Origin of the sequence: Pseudomonas sp. NPDC008258 (assembly GCF_042956345.1) — a bacterium.
GTDB lineage: Bacteria > Pseudomonadota > Gammaproteobacteria > Pseudomonadales > Pseudomonadaceae > Aquipseudomonas.
This window is the reverse complement of sequence record NZ_JBIBGE010000005.1, coordinates 64,147-86,075: the sequence shown is the minus strand read 5'-3', so window position 1 is coordinate 86,075 and position 21,929 is coordinate 64,147. Positions and strand designations below refer to the sequence as shown.

16 protein-coding genes are annotated in these 21,929 nt (G+C 63.5%); 8 read left to right on the top strand and 8 right to left on the bottom strand.

Annotation, left to right across the window (positions count from 1 at the left end):
* The first annotated feature begins 24 nt into the window (after window positions 1–24).
* Genes ACFY9W_RS05460 through ACFY9W_RS05445 form a run of 4 tightly spaced genes read left to right on the top strand, consistent with a single transcriptional unit; the run spans window position 25 to window position 3,697 of the window.
* Window positions 25–1,311: an MFS transporter gene (locus ACFY9W_RS05460; protein ID WP_391126829.1), complete on the top strand. Its 1,287-nt coding sequence runs from the start codon at window positions 25–27 to the stop codon at window positions 1,309–1,311.
* A gap of 9 nt (window positions 1,312–1,320) precedes the next feature.
* Window positions 1,321–2,100 (top strand): 5-oxoprolinase subunit PxpA, encoded by a 780-nt coding sequence (locus ACFY9W_RS05455; protein ID WP_391126826.1) that lies wholly within the window; start codon window positions 1,321–1,323, stop codon window positions 2,098–2,100.
* Window positions 2,097–2,783, top strand: a complete 687-nt coding sequence (gene pxpB / locus ACFY9W_RS05450; protein ID WP_391126823.1) for a 5-oxoprolinase subunit PxpB — start codon at window positions 2,097–2,099, stop codon at window positions 2,781–2,783. Before ACFY9W_RS05455 ends, pxpB begins: the two co-directional genes overlap by 4 nt.
* Window positions 2,780–3,697 (top strand): 5-oxoprolinase/urea amidolyase family protein, encoded by a 918-nt coding sequence (locus ACFY9W_RS05445; protein ID WP_391126820.1) that lies wholly within the window; start codon window positions 2,780–2,782, stop codon window positions 3,695–3,697. Before pxpB ends, ACFY9W_RS05445 begins: the two co-directional genes overlap by 4 nt.
* Before the next feature lie 113 nt (window positions 3,698–3,810).
* On the opposite strand, the gene ACFY9W_RS05440 is transcribed toward ACFY9W_RS05445, so the two are convergent.
* From ACFY9W_RS05440 to ACFY9W_RS05430, 3 genes are all read right to left on the bottom strand, one after another.
* A complete protein-coding gene (locus ACFY9W_RS05440) occupies window positions 3,811–4,989 on the bottom strand; it encodes a VWA domain-containing protein (RefSeq protein ID WP_391126817.1) in 1,179 nt (392 codons plus the stop codon).
* Window positions 4,990–5,002: 13 nt separating this feature from the next.
* Entirely contained in the window at window positions 5,003–5,848 is an 846-nt protein-coding gene (locus ACFY9W_RS05435) for a MoxR family ATPase (protein ID WP_012273667.1), read from the bottom strand.
* 220 nt (window positions 5,849–6,068) lie between these two features.
* Window positions 6,069–7,142 (bottom strand): DUF748 domain-containing protein, encoded by a 1,074-nt coding sequence (locus ACFY9W_RS05430; RefSeq protein ID WP_391126814.1) that lies wholly within the window; start codon window positions 7,140–7,142, stop codon window positions 6,069–6,071.
* A 134-nt stretch (window positions 7,143–7,276) separates the two neighbouring features.
* Here ACFY9W_RS05430 and cysK point away from each other — a divergent pair, with 134 nt between their 5' ends.
* Complete coding sequence (cysK, locus tag ACFY9W_RS05425; protein ID WP_391126811.1) at window positions 7,277–8,251, top strand: cysteine synthase A; 975 nt, start codon at window positions 7,277–7,279, stop codon at window positions 8,249–8,251.
* Between the two features lie 173 nt (window positions 8,252–8,424).
* Entirely contained in the window at window positions 8,425–9,360 is a 936-nt protein-coding gene (locus ACFY9W_RS05420) for an aspartyl/asparaginyl beta-hydroxylase domain-containing protein (protein ID WP_391126808.1), read from the top strand.
* 45 nt (window positions 9,361–9,405) lie between these two features.
* On the opposite strand, the gene ACFY9W_RS05415 is transcribed toward ACFY9W_RS05420, so the two are convergent.
* From ACFY9W_RS05415 to azu, 3 genes are all read right to left on the bottom strand, one after another.
* Entirely contained in the window at window positions 9,406–10,383 is a 978-nt protein-coding gene (locus ACFY9W_RS05415) for an ATP-binding protein (RefSeq protein WP_391127209.1), read from the bottom strand.
* A gap of 488 nt (window positions 10,384–10,871) precedes the next feature.
* Window positions 10,872–12,527, bottom strand: a complete 1,656-nt coding sequence (locus tag ACFY9W_RS05410) for a cyclic peptide export ABC transporter (protein ID WP_391126805.1) — start codon at window positions 12,525–12,527, stop codon at window positions 10,872–10,874.
* A 34-nt stretch (window positions 12,528–12,561) separates the two neighbouring features.
* Window positions 12,562–13,011, bottom strand: a complete 450-nt coding sequence (gene azu / locus ACFY9W_RS05405) for an azurin (protein ID WP_391126802.1) — start codon at window positions 13,009–13,011, stop codon at window positions 12,562–12,564.
* A 181-nt stretch (window positions 13,012–13,192) separates the two neighbouring features.
* Here azu and ACFY9W_RS05400 point away from each other — a divergent pair, with 181 nt between their 5' ends.
* The gene (locus ACFY9W_RS05400) at window positions 13,193–14,176 is read left to right on the top strand and encodes a TauD/TfdA family dioxygenase (RefSeq protein WP_391126799.1); all 984 of its coding nucleotides are present in this window, start codon (window positions 13,193–13,195) and stop codon (window positions 14,174–14,176) included.
* 172 nt (window positions 14,177–14,348) lie between these two features.
* On the opposite strand, the gene ACFY9W_RS05395 is transcribed toward ACFY9W_RS05400, so the two are convergent.
* Both ACFY9W_RS05395 and ACFY9W_RS05390 read right to left on the bottom strand, forming a co-directional pair.
* Window positions 14,349–14,612 (bottom strand): DUF3077 domain-containing protein, encoded by a 264-nt coding sequence (locus ACFY9W_RS05395; protein ID WP_019473937.1) that lies wholly within the window; start codon window positions 14,610–14,612, stop codon window positions 14,349–14,351.
* Between the two features lie 154 nt (window positions 14,613–14,766).
* Window positions 14,767–15,009, bottom strand: coding sequence for a hypothetical protein (locus ACFY9W_RS05390; RefSeq protein WP_391126795.1), 243 nt, complete (start codon window positions 15,007–15,009; stop codon window positions 14,767–14,769).
* Between the two features lie 452 nt (window positions 15,010–15,461).
* Here ACFY9W_RS05390 and ACFY9W_RS05385 point away from each other — a divergent pair, with 452 nt between their 5' ends.
* Window positions 15,462–21,929, top strand: coding sequence for an amino acid adenylation domain-containing protein (locus ACFY9W_RS05385; RefSeq protein ID WP_391126792.1), 6,468 nt, complete (start codon window positions 15,462–15,464; stop codon window positions 21,927–21,929).

The following is a 21,929-nucleotide window of genomic DNA, read 5'->3' as shown; positions in this document are numbered from 1 at the left end:
CAATACCAACAAGCCGAGGCATCCATGAACCCCACCGGCGTGCAGCAGCAGGTCAGTTCCCCCCCTTCGTCCGGGCCTTTCGCCTGGTACCGCGATATCGACAAACAGCAACGGCGCACCTTCTGGAGCTGCAAGATCGGCTATGGCCTGGATGGCATGGACACGCAGATGCTCAGCTTCGTCATCCCCACACTGATCATGCTGTGGGGCATCACCACCACCGAAGCCGGGTTGATCCACACCAGCACACTGATCGCCTCGGCCGTGGGCGGCTGGGTAGCCGGCATCCTCTCCGACCGCATCGGCCGGGTGCGCACCCTGCAACTGACAGTGCTGTGGTTCGCCTTTTTCACCTTCCTGTGCGGCTTTGCCCAGAGCTACGAACAGTTGCTGATCGCCCGCACCCTGATGGGCTTTGGCTTCGGCGGTGAATGGACCGCTGGCGCGGTACTGATCGGCGAGGTGATCCGTGCCCAGGACCGCGGCAAGGCGGTGGGCATGGTGCAGTCTGGCTGGGCCATCGGCTGGGGCCTCACGGCAATCCTCTACGCGCTGTTGTTCTCCTGGCTGCCGCCAGAACAGGCCTGGCGCGCGCTGTTCCTGCTGGGCCTGGTGCCGGCGGTGTTCGTGATCTTCGTTCGCCGCCTGGTCAAGGACCCCGAGGTGTATCGCGAGGCCAAGGCAGAAGAAACTGCCGAGGCACCTTCGCACTTCTACGAAATCTTTGCCCCGGGCATGCTCTGGACCACTGTGCGGGCGTCCCTGCTGACCACCGGTGCGCTGGGTGGCTACTACGCCATCACGTCATGGCTGCCGACCTTCCTCAAGAACGAGCGCGGCCTGAGCGTGCTGGGCACGGGGGGCTACCTGGCCATGGTGATCGTTGGCTCGTACGTGGGGTATGTGGTCAGCGCCTACCTGTCCGACCTGCTGGGGCGCAAGAAGAACTTCATCCTGTTCGCCGTGGGCTCGTTCGTCATCGTGCTGCTGTACACGCAAATGCAGGTCAGCGATGGCGTGATGCTGTGGCTGGGCTTCCCGCTGGGCTTTTTTGCCTCGGGCATCTTCAGTGGCATGGGCGCGTTCCTCACCGAACTGTTCCCCACGCGCATTCGTGGCTCGGGGCAGGGCTTCTGCTACAACATCGGCAAGGTCATAGCCGCGTTGTTCCCGTTGATGATCGGCATGCTTGGCCAGAATGTACCGCTGGGCCTGGGTATTGGCGTGTTCTCTGCGGTGTCCTACGGGATTGTCATCGTGGCGGCCTTGAGCCTGCCGGAAACCCGCGGCAAACAGCTCAAGGCGCGGTAAGGTAGGCCTATGGACAACAACAAGGGAGACCACGTGGTGGAACGCCTGCTACTCAATTGCGACATGGGTGAGAGTTTTGGCAGCTGGCGCATGGGCCTGGACGCCGAGGTGATGCCCTACATCGACTGCGCCAACATCGCCTGTGGCTACCACGCGGGTGACCCCGGCATCATGCGCCGCACCGTGGCGCTGGCGCTGGAGCATGGGGTGGCCATCGGCGCGCACCCCGCTTACCCGGACCTGGTCGGCTTTGGCCGCCGCTCCATGGCTTGCAGCCCGGAGGAAATCCGCGACTTGCTGCACTACCAGATCGGCGCGCTGGAGGGTATCTGCAAGGTGCTGGGCGGCCGCGTGGCCTATGTGAAACCCCATGGCGCGTTGTACAACGACATGATGGCCGACCCGCTCAAGCTGCGCACGGTGCTGGAGGCCGTGGCGGCCTACGATAGCAACCTGCCGCTGATGCTCATGGCTACTGCCGACAACCGCGCCGCCCAGGCGCTGGGCGATGAAGTCGGCGTGCCGCTGTGGTTCGAGGCGTTCGCCGACCGCGCCTACACCGCCAGCGGTCATCTGGTGTCGCGACGCCTGCCCGGTGCGGTGCACCACGACCCGGCATTGGTGGTGGAGCAGGCCGTGCGCCTGGCCCGTGGCGATACTCTGGTCGCGGACGATGGCAGTGCCTTGCGCCTGCAGGCCAGTACCCTGTGTGTGCATGGCGACAACGACAGTTCGGTGGCGGCGGTGCGGCAGATACGCCAGGCCCTTGATGCGCTGGAGGCACGATGAAGCTGCGCATCGAAGTGGTGGCCATCGACAGCCTGATGGTGCGCCTGTTCGACCGTATCGACGAGGCCAACATGCCATGGATGCTCGCCGCCAGCCAACGCTTGAGCGCTGCGTTCGGCCAGCATCTGGTTGACCTGGTGCCGTCTTACACCACGCTGATGGTGCAGTTCGATCTGCCGCCAGGCGAGGCGAGGGCGCTGATCACCCAGGCGCTGGACGGTTTGCAGCCAGACACCGGCAGTGGTGGCCGGCGGCATGAGATTCCAGTCTGGTATGACGCCAGCGTCGGCCCGGAGCTGCCCGTTCTGGCGGCCCGCAGCGGCTTGAGTGAAGCCGATGTCATCCGCTTGCACAGCGGGCGCGACTACCCGGTATTCGCTTTGGGCTTCGCCCCCGGTTTCGGCTTCATGGGCCTGGTGGACGAGCGCCTGGCCAGCCCGCGCCTGAGCACACCGCGCAAGCGTGTGGCGGCGGGTAGCGTGGGCATTGCCGAGCGGCAGACGGCAGCGTATCCGGCGGTATCGCCGGGCGGCTGGAACCTGATTGGCCGTACCCCGGTGCGCCTGTTCGACCGGGATCGCGAGGGCTACAGCCTGTTGCAACCGGGTGACCGGGTGCGCTTCGTGCCGGTTTTGCGCAGCGAATTCCTGGCCTTGGGTGGTGATGTGGAGGCGCAGGGATGAAGCAGTTGAAGATCGAGGCCAGTACGCCGTTGTGCCAGTTGCAGGACGCCGGGCGCTTTGGCGTGCGCCACCTGGGCGTGACTCAGGGCGGGGCACTGGACTGGGTGGCGATGCACTGGGCGAACTGGTTGCTGGGCAACCCGTTGGGGGCGCCGGTGGTTGAGGTGGCGCTCGGTGGTTTCAGCGTGGTGGCGGAAGAGGATTGCGTGCTGGCGCTGGCGGGTGCCGACCTGGATGCGCGGATCGACGATAAGCCGATGGCACCTTGGCGCAGCTTTGCCTTGGGTAAAGGCCAGCGGTTGACCCTGAAGCAGCCAAAGCAGGGTGTGCGGGCTTATCTGGCGGCACCTGGCGGGTTTCAGGGCGATGATGTGCTAGGTAGCTGTGCCACGGTCGTTCGCGAAGGGCTGGGCGGGGTCGATGGCCGAGGTGCTGCGCTTGGCAGGGGCCAGATACTGGCTTTCGCGGGTGCATTAGCAAGTTTGCGTGAGGTGCCGGAAACGTTGCGGCCTACGTACGCACAAAAGCCTGTTCTCGACCTGGTGATGGGCGCGCAGATTGGTGATTTCAGCGGTACCAGCCTGTTTGAGGCGTTCAACAGTGACTGGACACTGGACAGCCGGGCCGACCGCATGGGCATCCGCCTGCTGGGGCCGCAACTGGTCTACCAGGGCGTGCCGATGATTTCCGAAGGTATCCCGCTGGGGGCGGTGCAGGTTCCGCCGGACGGGCAACCGATCGTGTTGCTCAATGACCGGCAGACCATTGGCGGGTATCCGCGGCTGGGGGCGTTGACGCCGTTGGCTTTGGCGCAACTGGCGCAGTGCATGCCGGGGGCTGCTGTGCGGTTCAGGGCTGTGGTGCAGGATGAGGCCTGGCGGGAGCAGCAGCACTACATGGACCGTTGGTTGTAAGGCCGCTGGCCCTTTCGCGGGCTCGCCCGCTCCCACAGGTACACCACCGCATTCCGAGTCTGTGGGGACCTGTGGGAGCGGGCGTGCCCGCGAAAGGGCCGGTGCAAACAACATCACTTGGACAAGTAACGCATCCCTTCCTCCAACCCCTGCAAGGTCAGCGGGTACATCTTGTCTTCGATCAGGTCCCGCACCAGATGGGTCGAAGCGGTGTAGTCCCAGGCCTGCTTCGGATACGGGTTGATCCAGATGATCTTCCTGAATTTCTCCATGAACCGCTGTATCCACACATACCCGGCCTCTTCGTTCCAATGCTCCACGCTGCCGCCCGGCTGGGTGATTTCGTAGGGCGCCATGGCTGCGTCGCCGACGAAAATCACTTTGTAGTCGTCACCATACTTGTGCAGCAGGTCGAAGGTGGAATACCGCTCCGAGGTGCGGCGCAGGTTGTTCTTCCACACCGACTCGTATACGCAGTTGTGGAAGTAGTAGTACTCCAGGTGCTTGAACTCGGTCTTGCAGGCCGAGAACAGCTCTTCGCAGACCTTGATGTGCGCGTCCATCGAGCCGCCGATGTCGAACAGTAGCAGCAGCTTCACCGTGTTGCGCCGCTCGGGGCGCATCTGGATGTTCAGCAAGCCTGCGTCACGTGCGGTGTGGTCGATGGTGCCATCGATGTCCAGCTCTTCGGCGGCGCCTTCTCGGGCAAACTTGCGCAGCCGGCGCAGGGCCAGCTTGATGTTGCGCGTGCCCAGTTCCACCTGGTCGTCCAGGTTCTTGTATTCGCGCTGGTCCCACACCTTCACCGCCTTGCCCTGGCGCTTGCCGGCTTCGCCTACGCGGATGCCCTCGGGGTTGAAACCACCCGAGCCAAACGGGCTGGTGCCGCCGGTGCCGATCCACTTGTTGCCGCCGGCATGGCGTTCCTTCTGCTCTTGGAGGCGCTGCTTGAATGCCTCGATCAACTTGTCCAGGCCACCCAGGGTCTGGATCTGTGCGCGCTCTTCATCGCTGAGCGAGCGCTCGAATTCCTTGCGCAGCCAGTCTTCGGGGATGAGAGCCTCGATGTGCCGGTCGAGGTTTTCCAGGCCCTTGAAGTAGGCAGCAAAAGCACGGTCGAACTTGTCGAAATGGCGTTCGTCCTTCACCAGGATGGCGCGGGCGAGGTAGTAGAACTCGTCCATGTCGGCGAACACCACGTGCTTTTGCAGGGCATGGTGCAGGTCCAGCAGCTCGCGCACCGACACCGGTACCTTGGCTGCACGCATTTCATTGAACAGGTTGAGCAGCATGGCCCGGCTCCTGTCAGCGGTTGCCGCGCCGGCTCATGAAGGCCAGGCGCTCCAGCAACTGCACGTCCTGCTCGTTTTTCACCAGGGCACCTGCCAGCGGCGGGATGGCCTTGGTCGGGTCGCGTTCGCGCAGCACGGCTTCACCGATGTTGTCGGCCATCAACAGCTTCAGCCAGTCGACCAGCTCGGAGGTGGACGGCTTTTTCTTCAGGCCCGGCACCTTGCGCACGTCGAAGAACACATCCAGTGCTTCGCTGACCAGCGACTGGCTGATGTTGGGGTAGTGCACGTCGACAATCTGTTGCAGCGTGGTGCGGTCCGGGAAGGCGATGTAGTGGAAGAAGCAGCGGCGCAGGAAGGCGTCGGGCAGCTCTTTTTCGTTGTTGGAGGTAATGATGATGATCGGGCGTTGTTTTGCCTTGATGGTCTCGTCGATTTCGTAGACGTAGAACTCCATCTTGTCGAGTTCTTGCAGCAGGTCGTTGGGGAACTCGATGTCGGCCTTGTCGATTTCGTCGATCAGCAGGATCACCCGCTCTTCGGCTTCGAAGGCTTCCCACAGCTTGCCCTTTTTCAGGTAGTTGCGCACATCGTGCACCTTGTCCACGCCCAGCTGCGAGTCGCGCAGGCGGCTGACCGCGTCGTACTCGTACAGGCCCTGATGGGCCTTGGTGGTGGACTTGATGTGCCAGGTGATCAGGCGCGCGCCGAAGGATGCCGCCAGTTGCTCGGCAAGCATGGTCTTGCCGGTGCCGGGCTCGCCCTTGACCAGCAGCGGGCGTTCGAGGGTGATAGCCGCGTTTACCGCCAGTTTCAGGTCGTCTGTGGCGACGTAGTCGCGGGTGCCTTCGAACTTCATGGGGCTGTCCTCTGTTGTAAGCCTGTGCCGGCCTCTTCGCGGGCATGCCCGCTCCCACAGGAGTTGCACGAACTTCTGGAGCTGTGGGGTACCTGTGGGAGCGGGCGTGCCCGCGAAAGGCCCAACACCTGTTTTCGATTTGTCACCGACTATAACGCGGGCTTAGGCAGCTGAAAACGCAGACCGGGTATTCAGTCCCTGAATGCCCCGTCACGCCCACTCAGTCGGCATCCGGCCCGGGCTGTTCATACCGCGCATTGAAGGCCTGGACAAAGCCGTTACGCAGTATCTGCAAGAACGCCTCGAAGGCGCTGATATCCTGCTTGTGCACGCTGCCGCTGAGCTCCACGCGGGTGGCAAACTGGTTTTTGCGCTGGTTCTTGAGCACGGTCTCGGTGGCCCCTATCAATGCCTCCCACACCGAGCGGAAAAAGCCTTTGTCCATTTCCTGCACATCCTGTTGCCAGTTGAACACGTCCACATCGCGCAGCAACGGTTTGATGTAGCCCGTGAGCCGGCCATTCTCGGCCTGCGCCTCGATCACCAGGTCACCATGGCCAGCATTGAAGTCGAACTTGCCATAGGCGCTTGAAAAGTCATTCAGCCTGCGCAACTCGATGCCCGTGGCGCGCAAGCGGAACTGGAAATCGTCGAAGTCGCTGAACGGGTCGAAGGTGGCACGGCTTTCGACCTTGGCATCGCCCAGCAGCAGGGCGCTGGCGTCCAGGCTGGCGTCGCGCCGGCCCTGTTTGTTGCGCACATTGGTCAGGTTGCGGATGCTGGCGTTCAGCTGGGTGGCCTTGAGGTCGACCGGTGGCTTGGCGTTGAAGTTGCGAAAGGCGAGCACGCCGTTTTCGATCCGCACCTCGTCAAGGGTGATGGGCAGCAGTTTTTCCAGTTGTTGGCGCCAGTCGGTGCCGCGGCCGGTTTGCGATGCCTGCTTGCTACCACCGTCGACGAAGTTCAGTTGCGGGTGCACGAAGGTTACTTCGGCCACCACCGCCTGGTCGTACCACAGCGAACTCCAGCTTACCGAAAGGTCGATCAGCGGTGCGTCGAGCAGTGGCACTGGCACCTTGCCGCTGGTCTTGACGATTTTCAGGCCGTTGATCTGGTACGCGCCGCGCCACCAGGCCAGGTCCACATCGGCCACCTGGCCCCGGTACTCGCCCATGTCGGCCAGTTTGTCGTTCAGGTAGTCGCGCACCAGGTAGGGCAGGGCCAGGTGCAGGGCTACCAGCAGCGCGACCAGGCTGGCCAGGCCTGCAAGCGGCCAGCGGTAACGGGCTCTCATCGGGGCGTCTCCCAAGCAGGTTGTGCGGTTGACCGCAACCTGCCCGGCCGAGTTCGAACAGGCTTTACGGGCCACCGGCCGGGGCTTACCCTTGAGGTCTTTCCCCGCTCTTTTTCATGCCAAGGACCCCTGCCATGAGCCGTATCTTTGCAGACAACGCCCACTCCATCGGTAACACGCCGCTGGTGCAGATCAACCGCATCGCTCCGCGCGGCGTGACCATCCTGGCCAAGATCGAAGGGCGTAACCCGGGCTACTCGGTCAAGTGCCGCATTGGCGCGAACATGGTCTGGGACGCCGAGAGCAACGGCAAGCTCAAGCCGGGCATGACCATCGTCGAGCCCACCTCGGGCAATACCGGTATCGGCCTGGCCTTCGTCGCCGCTGCCCGTGGCTACAAGCTGATGCTGACCATGCCAGCTTCGATGAGCCTGGAGCGCCGCAAGGTGCTGAAGGCACTGGGCGCCGAACTGGTACTGACCGACCCGGCCAAGGGCATGAAGGGCGCCATCGAGAAGGCCAGCGAAATCGTCGCGTCCGACCCGGCCCGGTACTTCCTGCCGGGCCAGTTCGAAAACCCGGCCAACCCGGCCATTCATGAGAAAACCACCGGCCCGGAAATCTGGAATGACACCGATGGCGCAGTCGACGTGCTGGTCGCAGGCGTTGGCACCGGCGGGACTATCACCGGCGTATCGCGCTACATCAAGCACACCCAGGGCAAGGCGATCCTGTCGGTGGCCGTTGAACCTGTTTCGTCGCCGCTGATCACCCAGACCCTGGCCGGCGAGGAGCTCAAGCCTAGCCCGCACAAGATCCAGGGCATTGGCGCCGGTTTCGTGCCGAAAAACCTCGACTTGTCGATTGTCGACCAGGTGGAAACGGTAACCGATGAAGAATCCAAGGCAATGGCCATCCGCCTGATGCAGGAAGAGGGCATCCTTTGCGGTATTTCCTGTGGCGCAGCCATGGCCGCTGCCGTTCGCCTGGCCGAAAAACCTGAAATGCAGGGTAAGACCATTGTCGTAGTACTGCCGGATTCGGGCGAGCGTTACCTGTCGAGCATGTTGTTTGCCGACATGTTCAGCGAGCAGGAAAACCAGCAGTAATCGGCCTTGCCGCTGATCCGGCGCAACAATCGGCGGCCTGGTTTATTGCAAAATCTTCATCAATGCGATCCCGCCCGGGTTGTTTTTACCTCGGCGGGATCGGTTTATGATGGCAGGATGATTTTCAGGAGAGCAGGACGCGCAGCCCTGGCTCTTCCCCAAGGAGTGAAAGCATGACCTTTTCCTTTGCAGCCAAGGCGGGTGTCTTGCTGGTGTTCTTCGGCAGCGTGCTGTTCGTGCACCTGCGCGGCAAGGCCCGCCTGCCGGTGTTGCGCCAGTTCGTCAACCACTCGGCGCTGTTCGCCCCCTACAACGCGTTGATGTACCTGTTCTCGGGCGTGCCGTCCAAGCCCTACCTGGATCGTCAGCGCTTCCCCGAGCTGGATGTGCTGAAGGACAACTGGCAGGAAATCCGCGAAGAGGCCATGCGCCTGTTCGACGAGGGCTATATTCGCGCAGCCGAAAAGGACAACGACGCCGGCTTCGGTTCGTTCTTCAAGAAGGGCTGGAAGCGTTTTTACCTGAAGTGGTACGACAAGCCGCTGCCGTCTGCCGAAACCCTGTGCCCGCGCACTGTGGAGCTGGTCAGTAGCATCCCCAACGTCAAGGGCGCCATGTTTGCCCTGCTGCCTGGCGGTAGCCATCTCAACCCGCACCGTGACCCGTTCGCAGGCTCCCTGCGCTACCACCTGGGCCTGTCTACCCCCAACTCCGATGCTTGCCGCATCTACGTTGATGGCGAGCAATACGCCTGGCGCGACGGTGAAGACGTGATGTTCGACGAAACCTACGTGCACTGGGTCAAGAACGAGACCGACGTCACCCGCGTGATCCTGTTCTGCGACATCGAACGCCCGCTGAGCAGCCCGTTCATGACCCGCATCAACCGCAAGGTCAGCGCCTTCCTTGGCCGTGCTACCGCGCCGCAGAACACCGACGACGAGCGCGTGGGCGGGATCAACCAGGCCTACGCCTGGAGCAAGCGCTTCAGCAACAGGATCAGCGGCCGTGTAAAGCAGTTCAAGCGCGCCAACCCCAAGGCCTACCGCGTGCTGCGGCCGGTGCTGGCGGTGGTGGTGGCTTACGCGTTGTATAGCTGGTTGTTCTGATTACGGTTTGCGTACAGCGCCGAGTAGACTTGGCGCTGTACGCTATCAACCAAGCCCTTCCAGCAATCCATCGGCGCGTACCAGATCGACTATCACCTGCTCATCGACTGCATACACGCCCCTTGATGCCTTCCACACCAGGTGTTTGTCCTGCAAGGCGATGAGTGCTTGCTGCACCCCCGGTACCTCGGCCTTGACTTCGTTTTCGTCCACCCCCGCCTGTTCCATCGCCTTGACGTACAGAGCCAAGGTTGGGGCCTCAAACGGTGCGTATTCGTTACCCTTCAGGCACATGACACGCAGAACAGCGGACTGGATAGGCGTAAGGCTGCGGATCACCTTTTTCAGGTTTGCATCAAGATCCTCCGCTTGCGCCTGAACAAGTTCACGGAAACGTGCGGGAACGGTCTCTGGCTCAATACCGAAGTCGAAGCGGATTTCATCCGCTGCCGCGCCCAGTAGCTCAGGGCGGTAGCCACTTTCCTTGAACAGCTGGAACACCTCTGCCGGGTCGAGTGCGCTGGGGAGGTCGATATTGGCGCAAAGCCAGTCGATGAAGTCCTGATCCAAGGTCGGGAATTGCACCATCGCGGCGCCGAAAAACGCCTGATCCTTGCTATTGCGCAGCATGGCCAGTTTGTCCCGGTTTGAGCCTGTGCAAACGATGCGCAGGCCATGGTGCTTCGAGCTGTTGAGTTCGTCCCGGGCAGCCTTGAGGGCGAACAAGGCTGCTATGCCCTGATCGGTTGTGATTGCGTGCTGCGCCTCGTCAATGATCAAGACGATGATCTTGCGTGACTCATCGGAGAGCGCCACCAAGGCGGTGGTGAGGTCGATATCCTGCCCTAGGCCGATCTTGTCCACGCTGAAATTCAGGCCGCCGACAGTAACCTTCTCCATGCCTGAGGACTTTGCCAGCCGTGTGATGAACCCTTCGTTACGCCCGACCGTCTCACGCACGGTTTCCACGATCACCTGGCCTGGGTCTTTGGTCAGGTCCTTCCACAGGTCGGCATACAACACAATTGCTCCGGCTGCTTCCAGAGCGGGGCGCAGGTCTTCGCGGGCAAAGGTGGATTTACCGGTACGCCTGGGCGCAGCCAGGAACACACCCGAGCTTGCAGCACTGCCTACGGCGACTTGCAGGATCAATTTCGACAGGCGCGATGCGAGCGCTGGGCGGTGATAGACGGATTCCGGCATTTCGGCCTCCCATTTGGATTTATAGCTAATTATAGAGTGATTATAGGGACATTATAGAGGCTCTGGCAGCGACGCTTTATAGGTAATTATAGAACGATTATAGACAAACTATAGAGCAGCTATAGGATAATGCCAGTCAGTCAAGCAATTTGGGGCCGCGTTGCGGCCCATCGCCGGCAAGCCAGCTCCCACAGGTAACGGCGCATGGCTTGAGTTCAGTGCAATCGGTGTGGGAGCTGGCTTGCCTGCGATGGGCTGCGCAGCAGCCCCGGCAGTCTTAACTGACTGGCATTACGCCCCTCAGTCTCTCAAGCCGGCTCCAAGGCCTTCACCACAACCTTCCCACGGCTAAGGTGCACCACTTTGTCCGCCGTATCGAAATACCGGTCATCATGCGAGATCACGATAATGGTCTTGCCCAACCGCTTCAGGTCCGGCAACAGCTCGGTGTAGAACACGCGGCGGAAGGTCGGATCCTGGTCTGCCGCCCATTCGTCAAACACCAGTACCGGTCGCCCGTCCAGCCAGGCATTGACCAGCGCCAGGCGCTTGCGCTGCCCGGTGGACAGGTCGGTGGTGGTGAAGGCACCGTCGCGCACGCTGACCTTGTGGGCAATCTCCAGCCGTTCCAGGTAGCGCGTGGCATCTTCCGGCAGGCTGTGTTCGTGCTCCGGGAGGTCTTCGAACAGGTAGTAATCGGCAAACACGGTCGTAAACAGCTGGCGATAATCGTCCAACCCTTCCGGGCCGATGGCCTTGCCGTTCAAGCGCACTTCGCCGCTTTGCGGGGTGTACAGGCCCAGCAACAGCTTGATCAGCGAGGTCTTGCCGCAGCCGTTTTCACCGACGATGAACAGGATTTCGCCCGGCTCGATGCTCAGGTTGACCGGCCCCACACGGAACGGCTCCTTGCCATCCACCGGCGGGTAGGCGTACTCGACGTTGCGCAGTTCCAGGTGCGCGGTAGCCAAGGCTTCGCGCTTGACCGGGGGTTCCAGCAACAGGTGCGGTTCGGGCGAGGAAAAGCGCTCGGACAAGTCGGCAATGCGGCGGAACGCCACCTGGGCGCGGCCAAGGATCGGCAGGTTGCCGATCAGCGTTTCCAGCGGGCCTTTCATGTACAGCAGCACCAGCACGAAACCGCTCATCACCGCCGGGTCGTTGCTTGGCCACAGCGATTGCAGGGCCAGGGTCAGGCCGATGACCACGAAGAACAGCATCGAGCCCAGGCTCTTGGCCACCACGAAGATGTTGATGGCGCGGATGTGGGTATTGGCAATGAAGTCGGCGGTGCCCTGGATATTGCGCGTCAGCATGGCATGGCGGCGGCGGCGGTCGATGCGCAGTTCCTTGGCGCCTTCGGCAATGGCCGAGTAGTGCTTTTGCAGGTTGTCTTCGGCATCGCGGGCGGCGTTGAAGCCGGCCACGCCTTTTTGCCGGGCGATGTACTGCACGCCGCTGCCGATACCGATGGCTACCAGGGTAATGGCAAAGATCGGCCACGACAGCCAGGCCAGGTAGGCCATGCAACCGGTCACCGTGGTGAGTGAGATCGCCAGCGGGGCGAAGGCGAAGGCAAAGTCGCTGATGGTGTCGACGTCACGGGTCAGCACCGGGATCAGGCGGTGGGTGCGGTAGCGCTCGATCTGTTCGATTGGCGCCGACAGCACCTTGGCGCCCAGGTCCTTGCGCAACCGGGCAATGACCTTCTGGCCCACGTAGTTGGTGCCGCTGTCAGCCGCCACGCTGCTGACCAAGGCCAGCACGCACAGGCCGGCAAAGGCCAGGATCACGCCCTGGCTCATGCCGCCTTCGGCGTGCAGGCCCCGGTTGACGGTGGCCAGCAGGGCAGTCACTGCCAGGCCGCCGACCATGCCCAGCAGCACCGAAACGATTACCGCAGGGCGGTAGGGTTTGAGCAGGGCCAGCAGTTCGCGGATGGCCCCGGGGGAGGAGGTTTTCATGAAACGTGATCTCGCTGGTGAGGTGGGGGCGGGGTCAGCTGCCGAGGGTCAGGGTGCCCTTCATCAAGGTGCTGTGGAACGGGAACGAGCAGTAGAAGCTGTAGTCGGTACCGGCCTTCAGCAGTTTTGTATCCAGGGTGACGCTGTCCTTTTCGCCGCCGCCGATCAGGCGGGTGTGGGCGATCACCCGGGTGTCGCCAGGTTTGACGTAGTCCTGCGCCTCGCCGGCCTTCTGGCCGTCGTCCAGCACGCCCTGCATGTCGGCCTGGGTGCTGAGTACCCAGTTATGGCCCATCACGTTCTTCGGCATGGTGCCAGGGTGGGTGAGGGTGACGGTGAACGAGGTGCAGGCCTTGGGTACGGTGATGGCGGCCTTGTCGAAAGTCATCTGGTCGGTGCCGTGGATTTCCACGGCGCATTGCTCCGCTGACCAGGCGGCCGGGGCCGCAGCGAGCAGGGCGAGGAGCAGAAGCTGGCGAGTCATGTACGGTTCCTGGGCGATAAAGGGGTGCACATCGTTCAGACGAACCGGCACGGTCTCGCTTTACCTGTGTGTGTTGCCCTGGTGAATTTCCCGCAGGCCCGCTCGTTCATCTAGTCAGGCGCCGCCATGGCGCAAAACCCGATTTCGCCGCCAACGCGGCCCTGGCTTGAGGTGACCGTACATGAGTGAACTGCTGAGCTTTGCCATCGAACCTTTGGATGCCGCGCGTGGCAACCTGCCGCTGCTGGTGCGTGCGCCTGAACCGGGCATCGACCTGCTGGAAGCCTTTGCCGAGCTGCAGCCGCTGGTGGACCGGCACCTGCTGCAAGCGGGCGGCATTCTGTTCCGCGGGTTCGAAGTGGCGGGTGCCGAAGCCTTCCGTCAGTTCGCTGCCTCCTTCGGCCACCCGCTGCTCAACTACGAGTTCGGCTCTACCCCGCGCAGCAACGTGACCAAGGGCGTGTACACCTCCACCGAATACCCGGCGCACCAGAGCATCCCGCTGCACAACGAGCAGGCCTACACCCTGGAATGGCCGATGAAGATCTGGTTCTACAGCGTGATCCCCGCCGAGACCGGGGGTGAAACGCCAATCGCCGACAGCCGCGAAGTGTACCGGCGCATGCCGGTGCGTATTCGCCAGCGGCTGGAAGAGAAGGGCTTGATGTACGTGCGCAACTACGGCAACGGCCTGGATGTTGAGTGGTCGCAGGTGTTCAACACCGAAGACCCGCGCCAGGTCGAGGCCTACTGCCGGGCGCATGCCATCGAGTGCATCTGGAAGGATGACGGCGAACTGCGCACCCGTCAGCGTTGCCAGGTGGTGGGGCGGCATCCGGTAACCGGGGACAACGTGTGGTTCAACCAGGCGCACCTGTTCCATGTGTCGAACCTGCAACCGGAAGTGCGCGAATCGCTGATGGACATCGTCGAGGAAGAGGACCTGCCGCGTAACGTGTACTACGGGGATGGTACGACCATTGAAGATGCGTTGCTCGATGAAGTGCGCGGGGTGCTGGACGAGTGCACCATCAGCTTCCCGTGGCTGGCGAACGACGTGCTGATGCTCGACAACATGCTCGCGGCCCATGCCCGCTCGCCGTTTACCGGCAAGCGCAAGGTAGTGGTGGCGATGGCCGAGGGGCATTCCGAGCTGCTGCGCTGACGGTCATTGATTTGCTGGCCCCCGCAGGATCATCCGCGCCCTAAGCAGAGATGCAATCCCTGTGGGAGCGGGCGTGCCCGCGAAGCGCCGCGCGGGCGGCGCTCGATCTAGCAGGCGCTGAAACTGTGATGGCGAACACATTGAGGCCTTCATGCAACCTGAAGCCAATCCCTCACTGCTTCATCCCCAGCTCTGCATCATCCATCAGTGCCTTGGCCATCGCGCTCAGGTAGTGGGCAGCCCAGATCATCATCGGTTTTTCGTCCATCAGGCCGGTGATGGTCAGTTCGCGTACATAGCCCATCAGTTCGGATGATTGCTCGCGGGCGTCGCGGCACGGGATGCCGGGTTCGATGCGAAACAGTGGGTGGGTGCCGTTTTCGCCCTGGTAGAAAGTGGTTTTGCCGACGGTGAATTGAGTGTCTTCTGTTGTCATTGTTGTATCCCCTGAAAGTTCTCGACTGCCTGGACGGGCCTCTTCGCGGGCGCGCCCGCTCCCACAGGAATTATGCAGACCTTGAACCTGCGGTGATCCTGTGGGAGCGGGCAAGCCCGCGAAAGGGCCGGCCCTGGCAACACATTGACCAGCCTTAGTGCAATGGCGTGGGTCCAGCAGGCATCTGCACCTGAACCAGCGCCGACTCAAGCAAAGCCCGCAGCGCCTCCAGCTCATGCATCGAGGTCATCATAAGGATCGAAGCCGGTGATTTGGGTTGAAGCAACAATGCCTGATGCACCACGGTGGCTGCGCATAACGCGTAGTCGGTGGCCTGGATCAGGGTGTCTTCAAGGGAATGGGGGTTGTGGGGTGGGTCGGGGACTACTTTCAGCATGCTTTGGTATCCATTTCTAGGGCCGTCCCCCACTTGCTGTCAAACAGGTAGGTGGCAGCTGTGCACAGGTTGACAGACCGGCGGATACCAGAACCGGCGCACGCGAACGTGCCCCATGCACAGCCACCATAAAGGGCAAAGCCATGCGAGTATCTCGTCGCGGCCTGTCAAAGCCGATCGCTGATATGCAGCGACCCACCGAGACTAGAGCGCTGCCTAAACAGCCGCAACGGAAAACAGGCTGCGAGAGTATCTTTGGGAAATGCCCTACAAGGAAGCTGTCAAATCTGATTTTTTCCCGGTGATGGTCGGTTCGCGGACATAGCTCATCAGTTCGGATGATTGCTCGCAGGAGTCGCGGCAAGACAATTGCTCCGCTGGAACTCCCCCTAAATCAGCCCCCCATGCCTTCGTCTGACAGTTACCGCTCGACTGCCAGGACACCGCTCGACATGAATGCTGATCAAACGCTCAAGCTCGCCCGCCGCTTCATCGAACTCAGCCCCGACAAGCGCCGCCTGTTCCTCAAGGCGCTGCAGGGCGAGGGCATGGACTTTTCCGTGCTGCCGATTGCGCCAGGTGTGGAGGTGGCCGAGCGTGACCAGCTGTCGTACGCCCAGCGGCGCATGTGGTTCCTCTGGCAGCTCGACCCGCAGGGCGCGGCGTACAACTTGCCCATGGCGGTGCGCCTGCACGGTCCGCTGGACCTGCAAGCCCTGCAGCACGCCTTCGATGCCCTGATTGCCCGCTACGAAACCCTGCGTACCCGCTTTGTCGCCGATGGCGATGACGTACGCCAGCAGGTCGATGCCGTCGCTGCCCCGTTGCAGTTGCGCCAGGATGCACTGGCCGAACTGGACGAAAGTGCCCGCCAGGCCGCTGTCGAGGCCATCGCCGAAGCCGAGGCGCTGGCCCCGTTCGACCTGGCCAGCGGCCCGCTGCTACGCGTGCGCCTGCTGCAACTGGCCCCACAGGACCATGTGCTGCTGCTGACCCTGCACCACATCGTCGCCGACGGCTGGTCGATGAACGTGCTGATCGACGAGTTCCTGCGCCTGTACGACGCTGCCGCGGCGGGCACCGACGCCACCCTTGAGCCGCTGCCCATCCAGTACCGCGACTATGCCCTGTGGCAGCGTAGCTGGCTGGAAGCCGGGGAACAGGAGCGCCAGCTGGCTTACTGGCAAACCCGCCTGGGTGACGACCATTCGGCGTTGGAGCTGCCGCTGGACCGCACCCGCCAGGGCCGGCCCAGCTACCGGGGCGCACGCCACGAGTTCCCCATCGCCGCAAACGTCGCCGAGCGCCTGCGCGGTGTGGCCCGCAAGCACAATGCCACCCTGTTCATGGTCCTGCTGGCCGCCTTCAAGCTGCTGCTGCAGCGCTACAGCGGCCAAACCGCAATACGCGTTGGCGTGCCCATCGCCAACCGCAACCGTGCAGAAGGCCAGGGCCTGATCGGCTGCTTCATCAACACTCAGGTACTGCACACCGAGATCGACCCGCTGCTGGACATTGCCGGGCTGCTGCAACGCGTGCGTGAAACCGCCGTGGGCGCGCAAAGCCACCAGGACTTGCCGTTCGAACAACTGGTCGAAGCTCTGGACCTGCCGCGCAGCACCGAAAGCCCGCTGTTCCGTGTGTTGTTCAATCACCAGGCGCAGGTGGCAGATGTGCAGGCCATCGAAACCCGCTCCGGCCTGAGCCTGGCGCCGATCACGCTGGAAAAGCACAGCGCCCGCTTCGATCTGGCGCTGGACACCCACGAACGCGCCGGGCAGTTGCATGCGGCGTTCACCTACGCGACCGATGTGCTCGATGCCGCCACCGTCGAAGCCCTTGGCGAACAGTGGCTGGCCCTGGTGCAAGCGCTGGCCGATGAAACCGCGGGTGCGGTAGGCGAGCTGGCATTGCCGGGCCTGGTCGTTGCCCAAGGTGAGCCGAAGCCAGGCGGGGCAACCCTGCTGGTTCATCAACGCTTTGCCGCTGCCGCCAGCAGCCACCCCCAGCGTATGGCGGTAATGGCCGCAGGCGAGCAGGCCAGCTTTGCCGAGCTCGATGCACGGGCCGAAGCCATTGCCGGCCGCTTGAGCCAGGCCGGGGTGGGGCCGGACACACTGGTCGGCGTACTGGCCGACCGCAGCGTTGGCATGCTCGCGAGCATCCTTGGCGTGCTCAAGGCCGGTGCTGCGTACTTGCCACTGGAGCCTGAGCAACCGGCCGAGCGCCTGGCCTACATGTTGGCCGACAGCGGCACGCGCCTGGTGCTGGCACCGGGTAACTGGCAGGTTGAACTGGCGGATGGCGTGCAGCGCATCGACTGGGCACAAACGGGTAGCGCCGGTGCCGTGCGCCTTGCGCCCGAGCCGGCCAACCTGGCCTATGTGATCTACACCTCTGGCACCACTGGCCAGCCGAAGGGCGTGGCGATCAGCCACGGTGCGTTGGCCAACTACGTCGATGGCATCGCCGCCCGCCTGCCGGTCGAACGCATCCGCAGCATGGCCCAGGTCTCGACGCCGGCTGCCGACCTGGGCCACACCATGTTGTTCGGTGCCCTGTGCGGCGGCCATACCCTGCACCTGCTGTCGCGTGAACAGGTATTGGACGCCGAAGGCTTTGCAACCTACCTGGCAGACCACGAGGTGGACGCGCTGAAGATCGTGCCGTCGCACCTGGAGGCGATGCTGGTGGCTGGCCGTTCGGCGCTGCCAGCGCAATGCCTGGTGCTGGGCGGCGAGGCCATCAGCCCGGGCCTGCTGGGCAAGATTCGCCAGCTGAGCCCGTCGCTCAAGGTGTTCAACCACTACGGCCCGACCGAGACAACGGTCGGTGTGCTGGTCGCCGAGCTTGACGAGCAAGCCCGCCTCGGCCAGCCATTGGCCAACACCCGCGTAGCGGTGCTCGACCATTGCCTGCAACCGCTGCCGGCCAAGGCCAAGGGCGAGCTGTACATCGGTGGCGCCGGCCTGGCCCGTGGCTACCTGAAACGCCCGGCGCTCACCGCCGAGCGCTTCGTCCCTGATCCACACGGTAGCCACGGCCAGCGCCTGTACCGCAGCGGTGACTGGGTACGCCAGGGCAGCGACCTGCAATTTGCCGGGCGCATGGATGGCCAGGTGAAAATCCGTGGCTACCGTGTAGAGCTGGCCGAAATCGAAAGCCGGTTGCGTGCGCTGGAGGGTGTGGCCAACGCGGTGGTTCGCGTGCATGGTCAGGCGCCGCAATTGCAGCTGGCCGCATGGCTGGTGCCGAGCCAGATGCCGACCGACAGCGTGGCCTGGCAGGATTCGATCCGCGCCACCCTCAAGGGCCTGCTGCCCGAACACATGGTGCCAGCCTACCTGATGGTGCTGGAGCACCTGCCGGTCACCGTCAACGGCAAGGTGGACGTCAAGGCACTGCCAGAGCCGGTCGCCACCCAGGTGCTTTACCAGGCACCACAGACCCCGTTGCAAGTGCAGTTGGCACAAATCTGGGCGCAAGTCCTGCAAGTGGAGCAGGTGGGCCTGACCGATAACTTCTTTGCCTTGGGCGGCCATTCGCTGCTGGCCACGCAGGCCGTATCACGGGTGCGCAAGCAACTGGGCGTGGATCTGCCGTTGCGAGCCCTGTTCGACACCGTCGACCTCCAAGCCTTCGCACAAGCGGTAGCCGAGGGCGAGCAGAGTGCCGGGCTGGACATCGAAATCCTTGACCGGCAACAGCCGCTGCCAGTGTCCCGCTCGCAAAACCGCCAGTGGCTGTTCTGGAAGCTGAACCCCGAAAGCCTGGCCTACAACACACCGATGGCGGTGCGCATGCAGGGCAATCTTGACCGTGCAGCGGTGCAGGCCGCGCTGGACGCCCTGGTCGCCCGTCACGAATCGCTGCGCACTGTGTTCGTAGAGGCTGAGGGCCTGCCGTGGCAGCGCATCCTGCCGGCTGCTGCGGTGCCGATCGGCTTCGAAGACATCAGCGGCCAGGACCACGCGGCGCAGATGCGCAAGCTGGAAGCGGAAGCGTTTGTCCCGTTCGACCTGGAGCACGGCCCGCTGCTGCGTGCCCGCCTGTTCAAGGTGGATGAGCAGCAGCACCTGCTGTCGCTGACCCTGCACCATATCGTTTCCGACGGCTGGTCGATGAGCCTGCTGGTGCGCGAGTTTGCCGCTGCCTACAACGCGGCGGCCACCGGCCAGGTGCACGCCATCGAACCTCTACCTGTGCAGTACGCCGACTTCGCCGGCTGGCAGCGCAAGTGGCTGGCCGAAGGGCAGATGCAGGCGCAGATCGATTACTGGAAAGCGCGCCTGGAGGACGACTTCGAGGTGCTCGAACTGCCGGCCGACCGCATTCGCCCGCAGGTCAAGAGCTACCAGGGCAGCCGCTTCGACGTGCGCCTGCCGTTGGCCCTCACCGAGCGTTTGCGGGCACTGGCGGTGGCGTCCAACGCCACGCTGTTCCATGTGTTCCTGGCCGCCTATGCCATCGTGCTGTCGCGCTACAGCCGCAAGGGCACGCTGAACATCGGCGTGCCGGTCACCAACCGCAACCGCCTGGAGCTGGAAGGGCTGATCGGCTTCTTCATCAACGTGGTGGTGGCCCGCATCGGCGTGGACGGCAGCCAGCCGTTCCCGCAGCTGCTGGCGGCCATCAAGGAAACCACCTTGCAGGCTCAGGCCAACAAGGATGTGCCATTCCTGGAGGTGGCCGAAGCGCTGTACCCGGACCGCGACCAGGGCGTGAACCCGTTCTTCCAGGTGCTATACAACCACCTGCGCGACCTGGGCGAGCAGGTGTCCAGCGATGCCCTGCACGGCCTGAGCGTGAAGGAAGTGGACCTGCTGGAGCCGGGCGCGCAGTACGACATTTCGCTGAACACGCTGGAGCGCTCCGATGGCGTGACGGCGTCGTTCAACTATTGCACCGACCTGTTCGACGCGGCGCGCATCGAGCGCATGGCCGGGCACTGGCAGGCGTTGCTGGAAGCCATCTGCGCCGAGCCGCAGCGCTGCATTGCCGAGCTGGACTTCCTTGGCACCGCCGAGCGCCAGCAGTTGACCCATGGCTGGAACCCTGCGCCTCAAGCCACCAGCGGGTTGTGTGCGCATGAGTTGTTTGAACGCCAGGCGCGTGAGCGGCCAGACGCCGTGGCGCTGATTTTCGACGACCAGCAGCTGACCTACGCCGAGCTGGACCGCAGCAGCAACCAGCTGGCGCATCGCCTGCGGGCGCTGGGCGTAGGTCCGGACAGCCTGGTCGGCGTGGCCGTGGAGCGCGGCCTGGGCATGGCCTTGGCGCTGATTGCCATCCACAAGGCGGGGGGCGCCTACGTGCCGCTGGACCCGGACTACCCGCAAGAGCGCCTGGCCTACATGGTCGAAGACAGCAACATCGGCCTGCTGCTGGCCGATGCGCCTTCACGTGATCGCCTGCAGTTGGGCAAGCAGCTGCCTTGCGTGGTGCTGGAGCCCGGCATCGAGTGGCTGCAAGCCTGGCCAGCCGAGCCGCTGGCGAACCTGGCTGCACCGCAGAACCTGGCCTACGTGATTTACACCTCCGGCTCCACCGGCATGCCCAAAGGCGTAGCGATCGATCACCATGCCTTGTCGGTGTTCTGCCAGGTAGCCGGCGATTACTCGCGGTTGAGCCCGGCCGACCGCGTTCTGCAGTTCGCCACCTTCAGCTTCGACGGCTTCATCGAGCAGTTCTTCCCGCCGTTGGCCCAGGGTGCCTGTGTGGTGCTTCGCGACCTGCGGCTGTGGGATACCGCCACCTTGCTGGATGAAATCAACCGCCACGGTGTAACCGTAGCCGACCTGCCGGCCGCCTACTGGCGCCTGCTGGCGCTGGAACGCCGGGCCCCCGAAGCCTACGGCCGGCTGAAGCAGATTCACGTGGGCGGCGAAGCCGTGCCGGAAGACGCCCTGCGCGCCTGGCTGGTGGATGGCCCGCCGGCGGTGCGCTTGCTGAACACCTATGGCCCCACCGAAGCCACCGTGGTCGCCACCACCTATGACTGTTCGCAGATGACCGGGCAGCAGATCAGCAAGGGGGGCGTGCCAATCGGCCGCGCCTTGCCGGGCCGCAGCCTGCATGCGCTTGATGAAGGCCTGGCGCCGACCCCGGTCGGCGTACCCGGTGAGCTGTTCATCGGCGGAGCAGGTTGCCTGGCGCGTGGTTATCACCAGCGGCCGTCGCTCACGGCCGAACGCTTCATCCCTGACCCGTTCGACCCGGTTGGCGGTGGCCGCCTGTACCGCACGGGCGACCTCGGCTGCTACGACGAAAACGGCCAGCTGGCCTATCGCGGGCGGGTCGACCACCAGGTGAAAGTGCGGGGCTTCCGTATCGAGCTGGGTGAAATCGAGCAGTACCTGCGGGCACACCCGGACGTGCGTGAAGCCACCGTGCTGGCCATCGACCTGCCCGGCGGCAAGCAGCTGTGCGCCTATGCCGTACCGGCTGAGGGCCACAGCGGCGACCTGCGCCTGGCGCTGAAGCAGTACCTCAAGGCCAGCCTGCCGGACTACATGATCCCGCCCTACCTGGTGACCCTTCCAAGCATGCCGCTGACGCCAAGCGGCAAGCTCGACCGCAAGGCGCTGCCGCTGCCCGACCCTAACCAGCCGCAGCATGACTACGAGGCGCCGCAGAGCGAGCGCCAGCAGCAACTGGCCAACATCTGGGCGCAGTTGCTGAACGTGGCCCGCGTGGGCCTGAACGACAACTTCTTCGAGCTGGGCGGCCACTCCCTGCTGGCTGCCCAGGCGGTGTCGCGGATCAACGTTGAACTGGGGCTGGATGTGCCCCTGCGGCTGATCTTCAGCCACCCCGAACTGCGCACGTTCGCCCAGGCACTGGACGAGCAAGGCCTGTCGCTTTCCGACGACGGCCTGAGCGATATCGAACAAATGATGAACGCATTCTCAGAGGCCTGA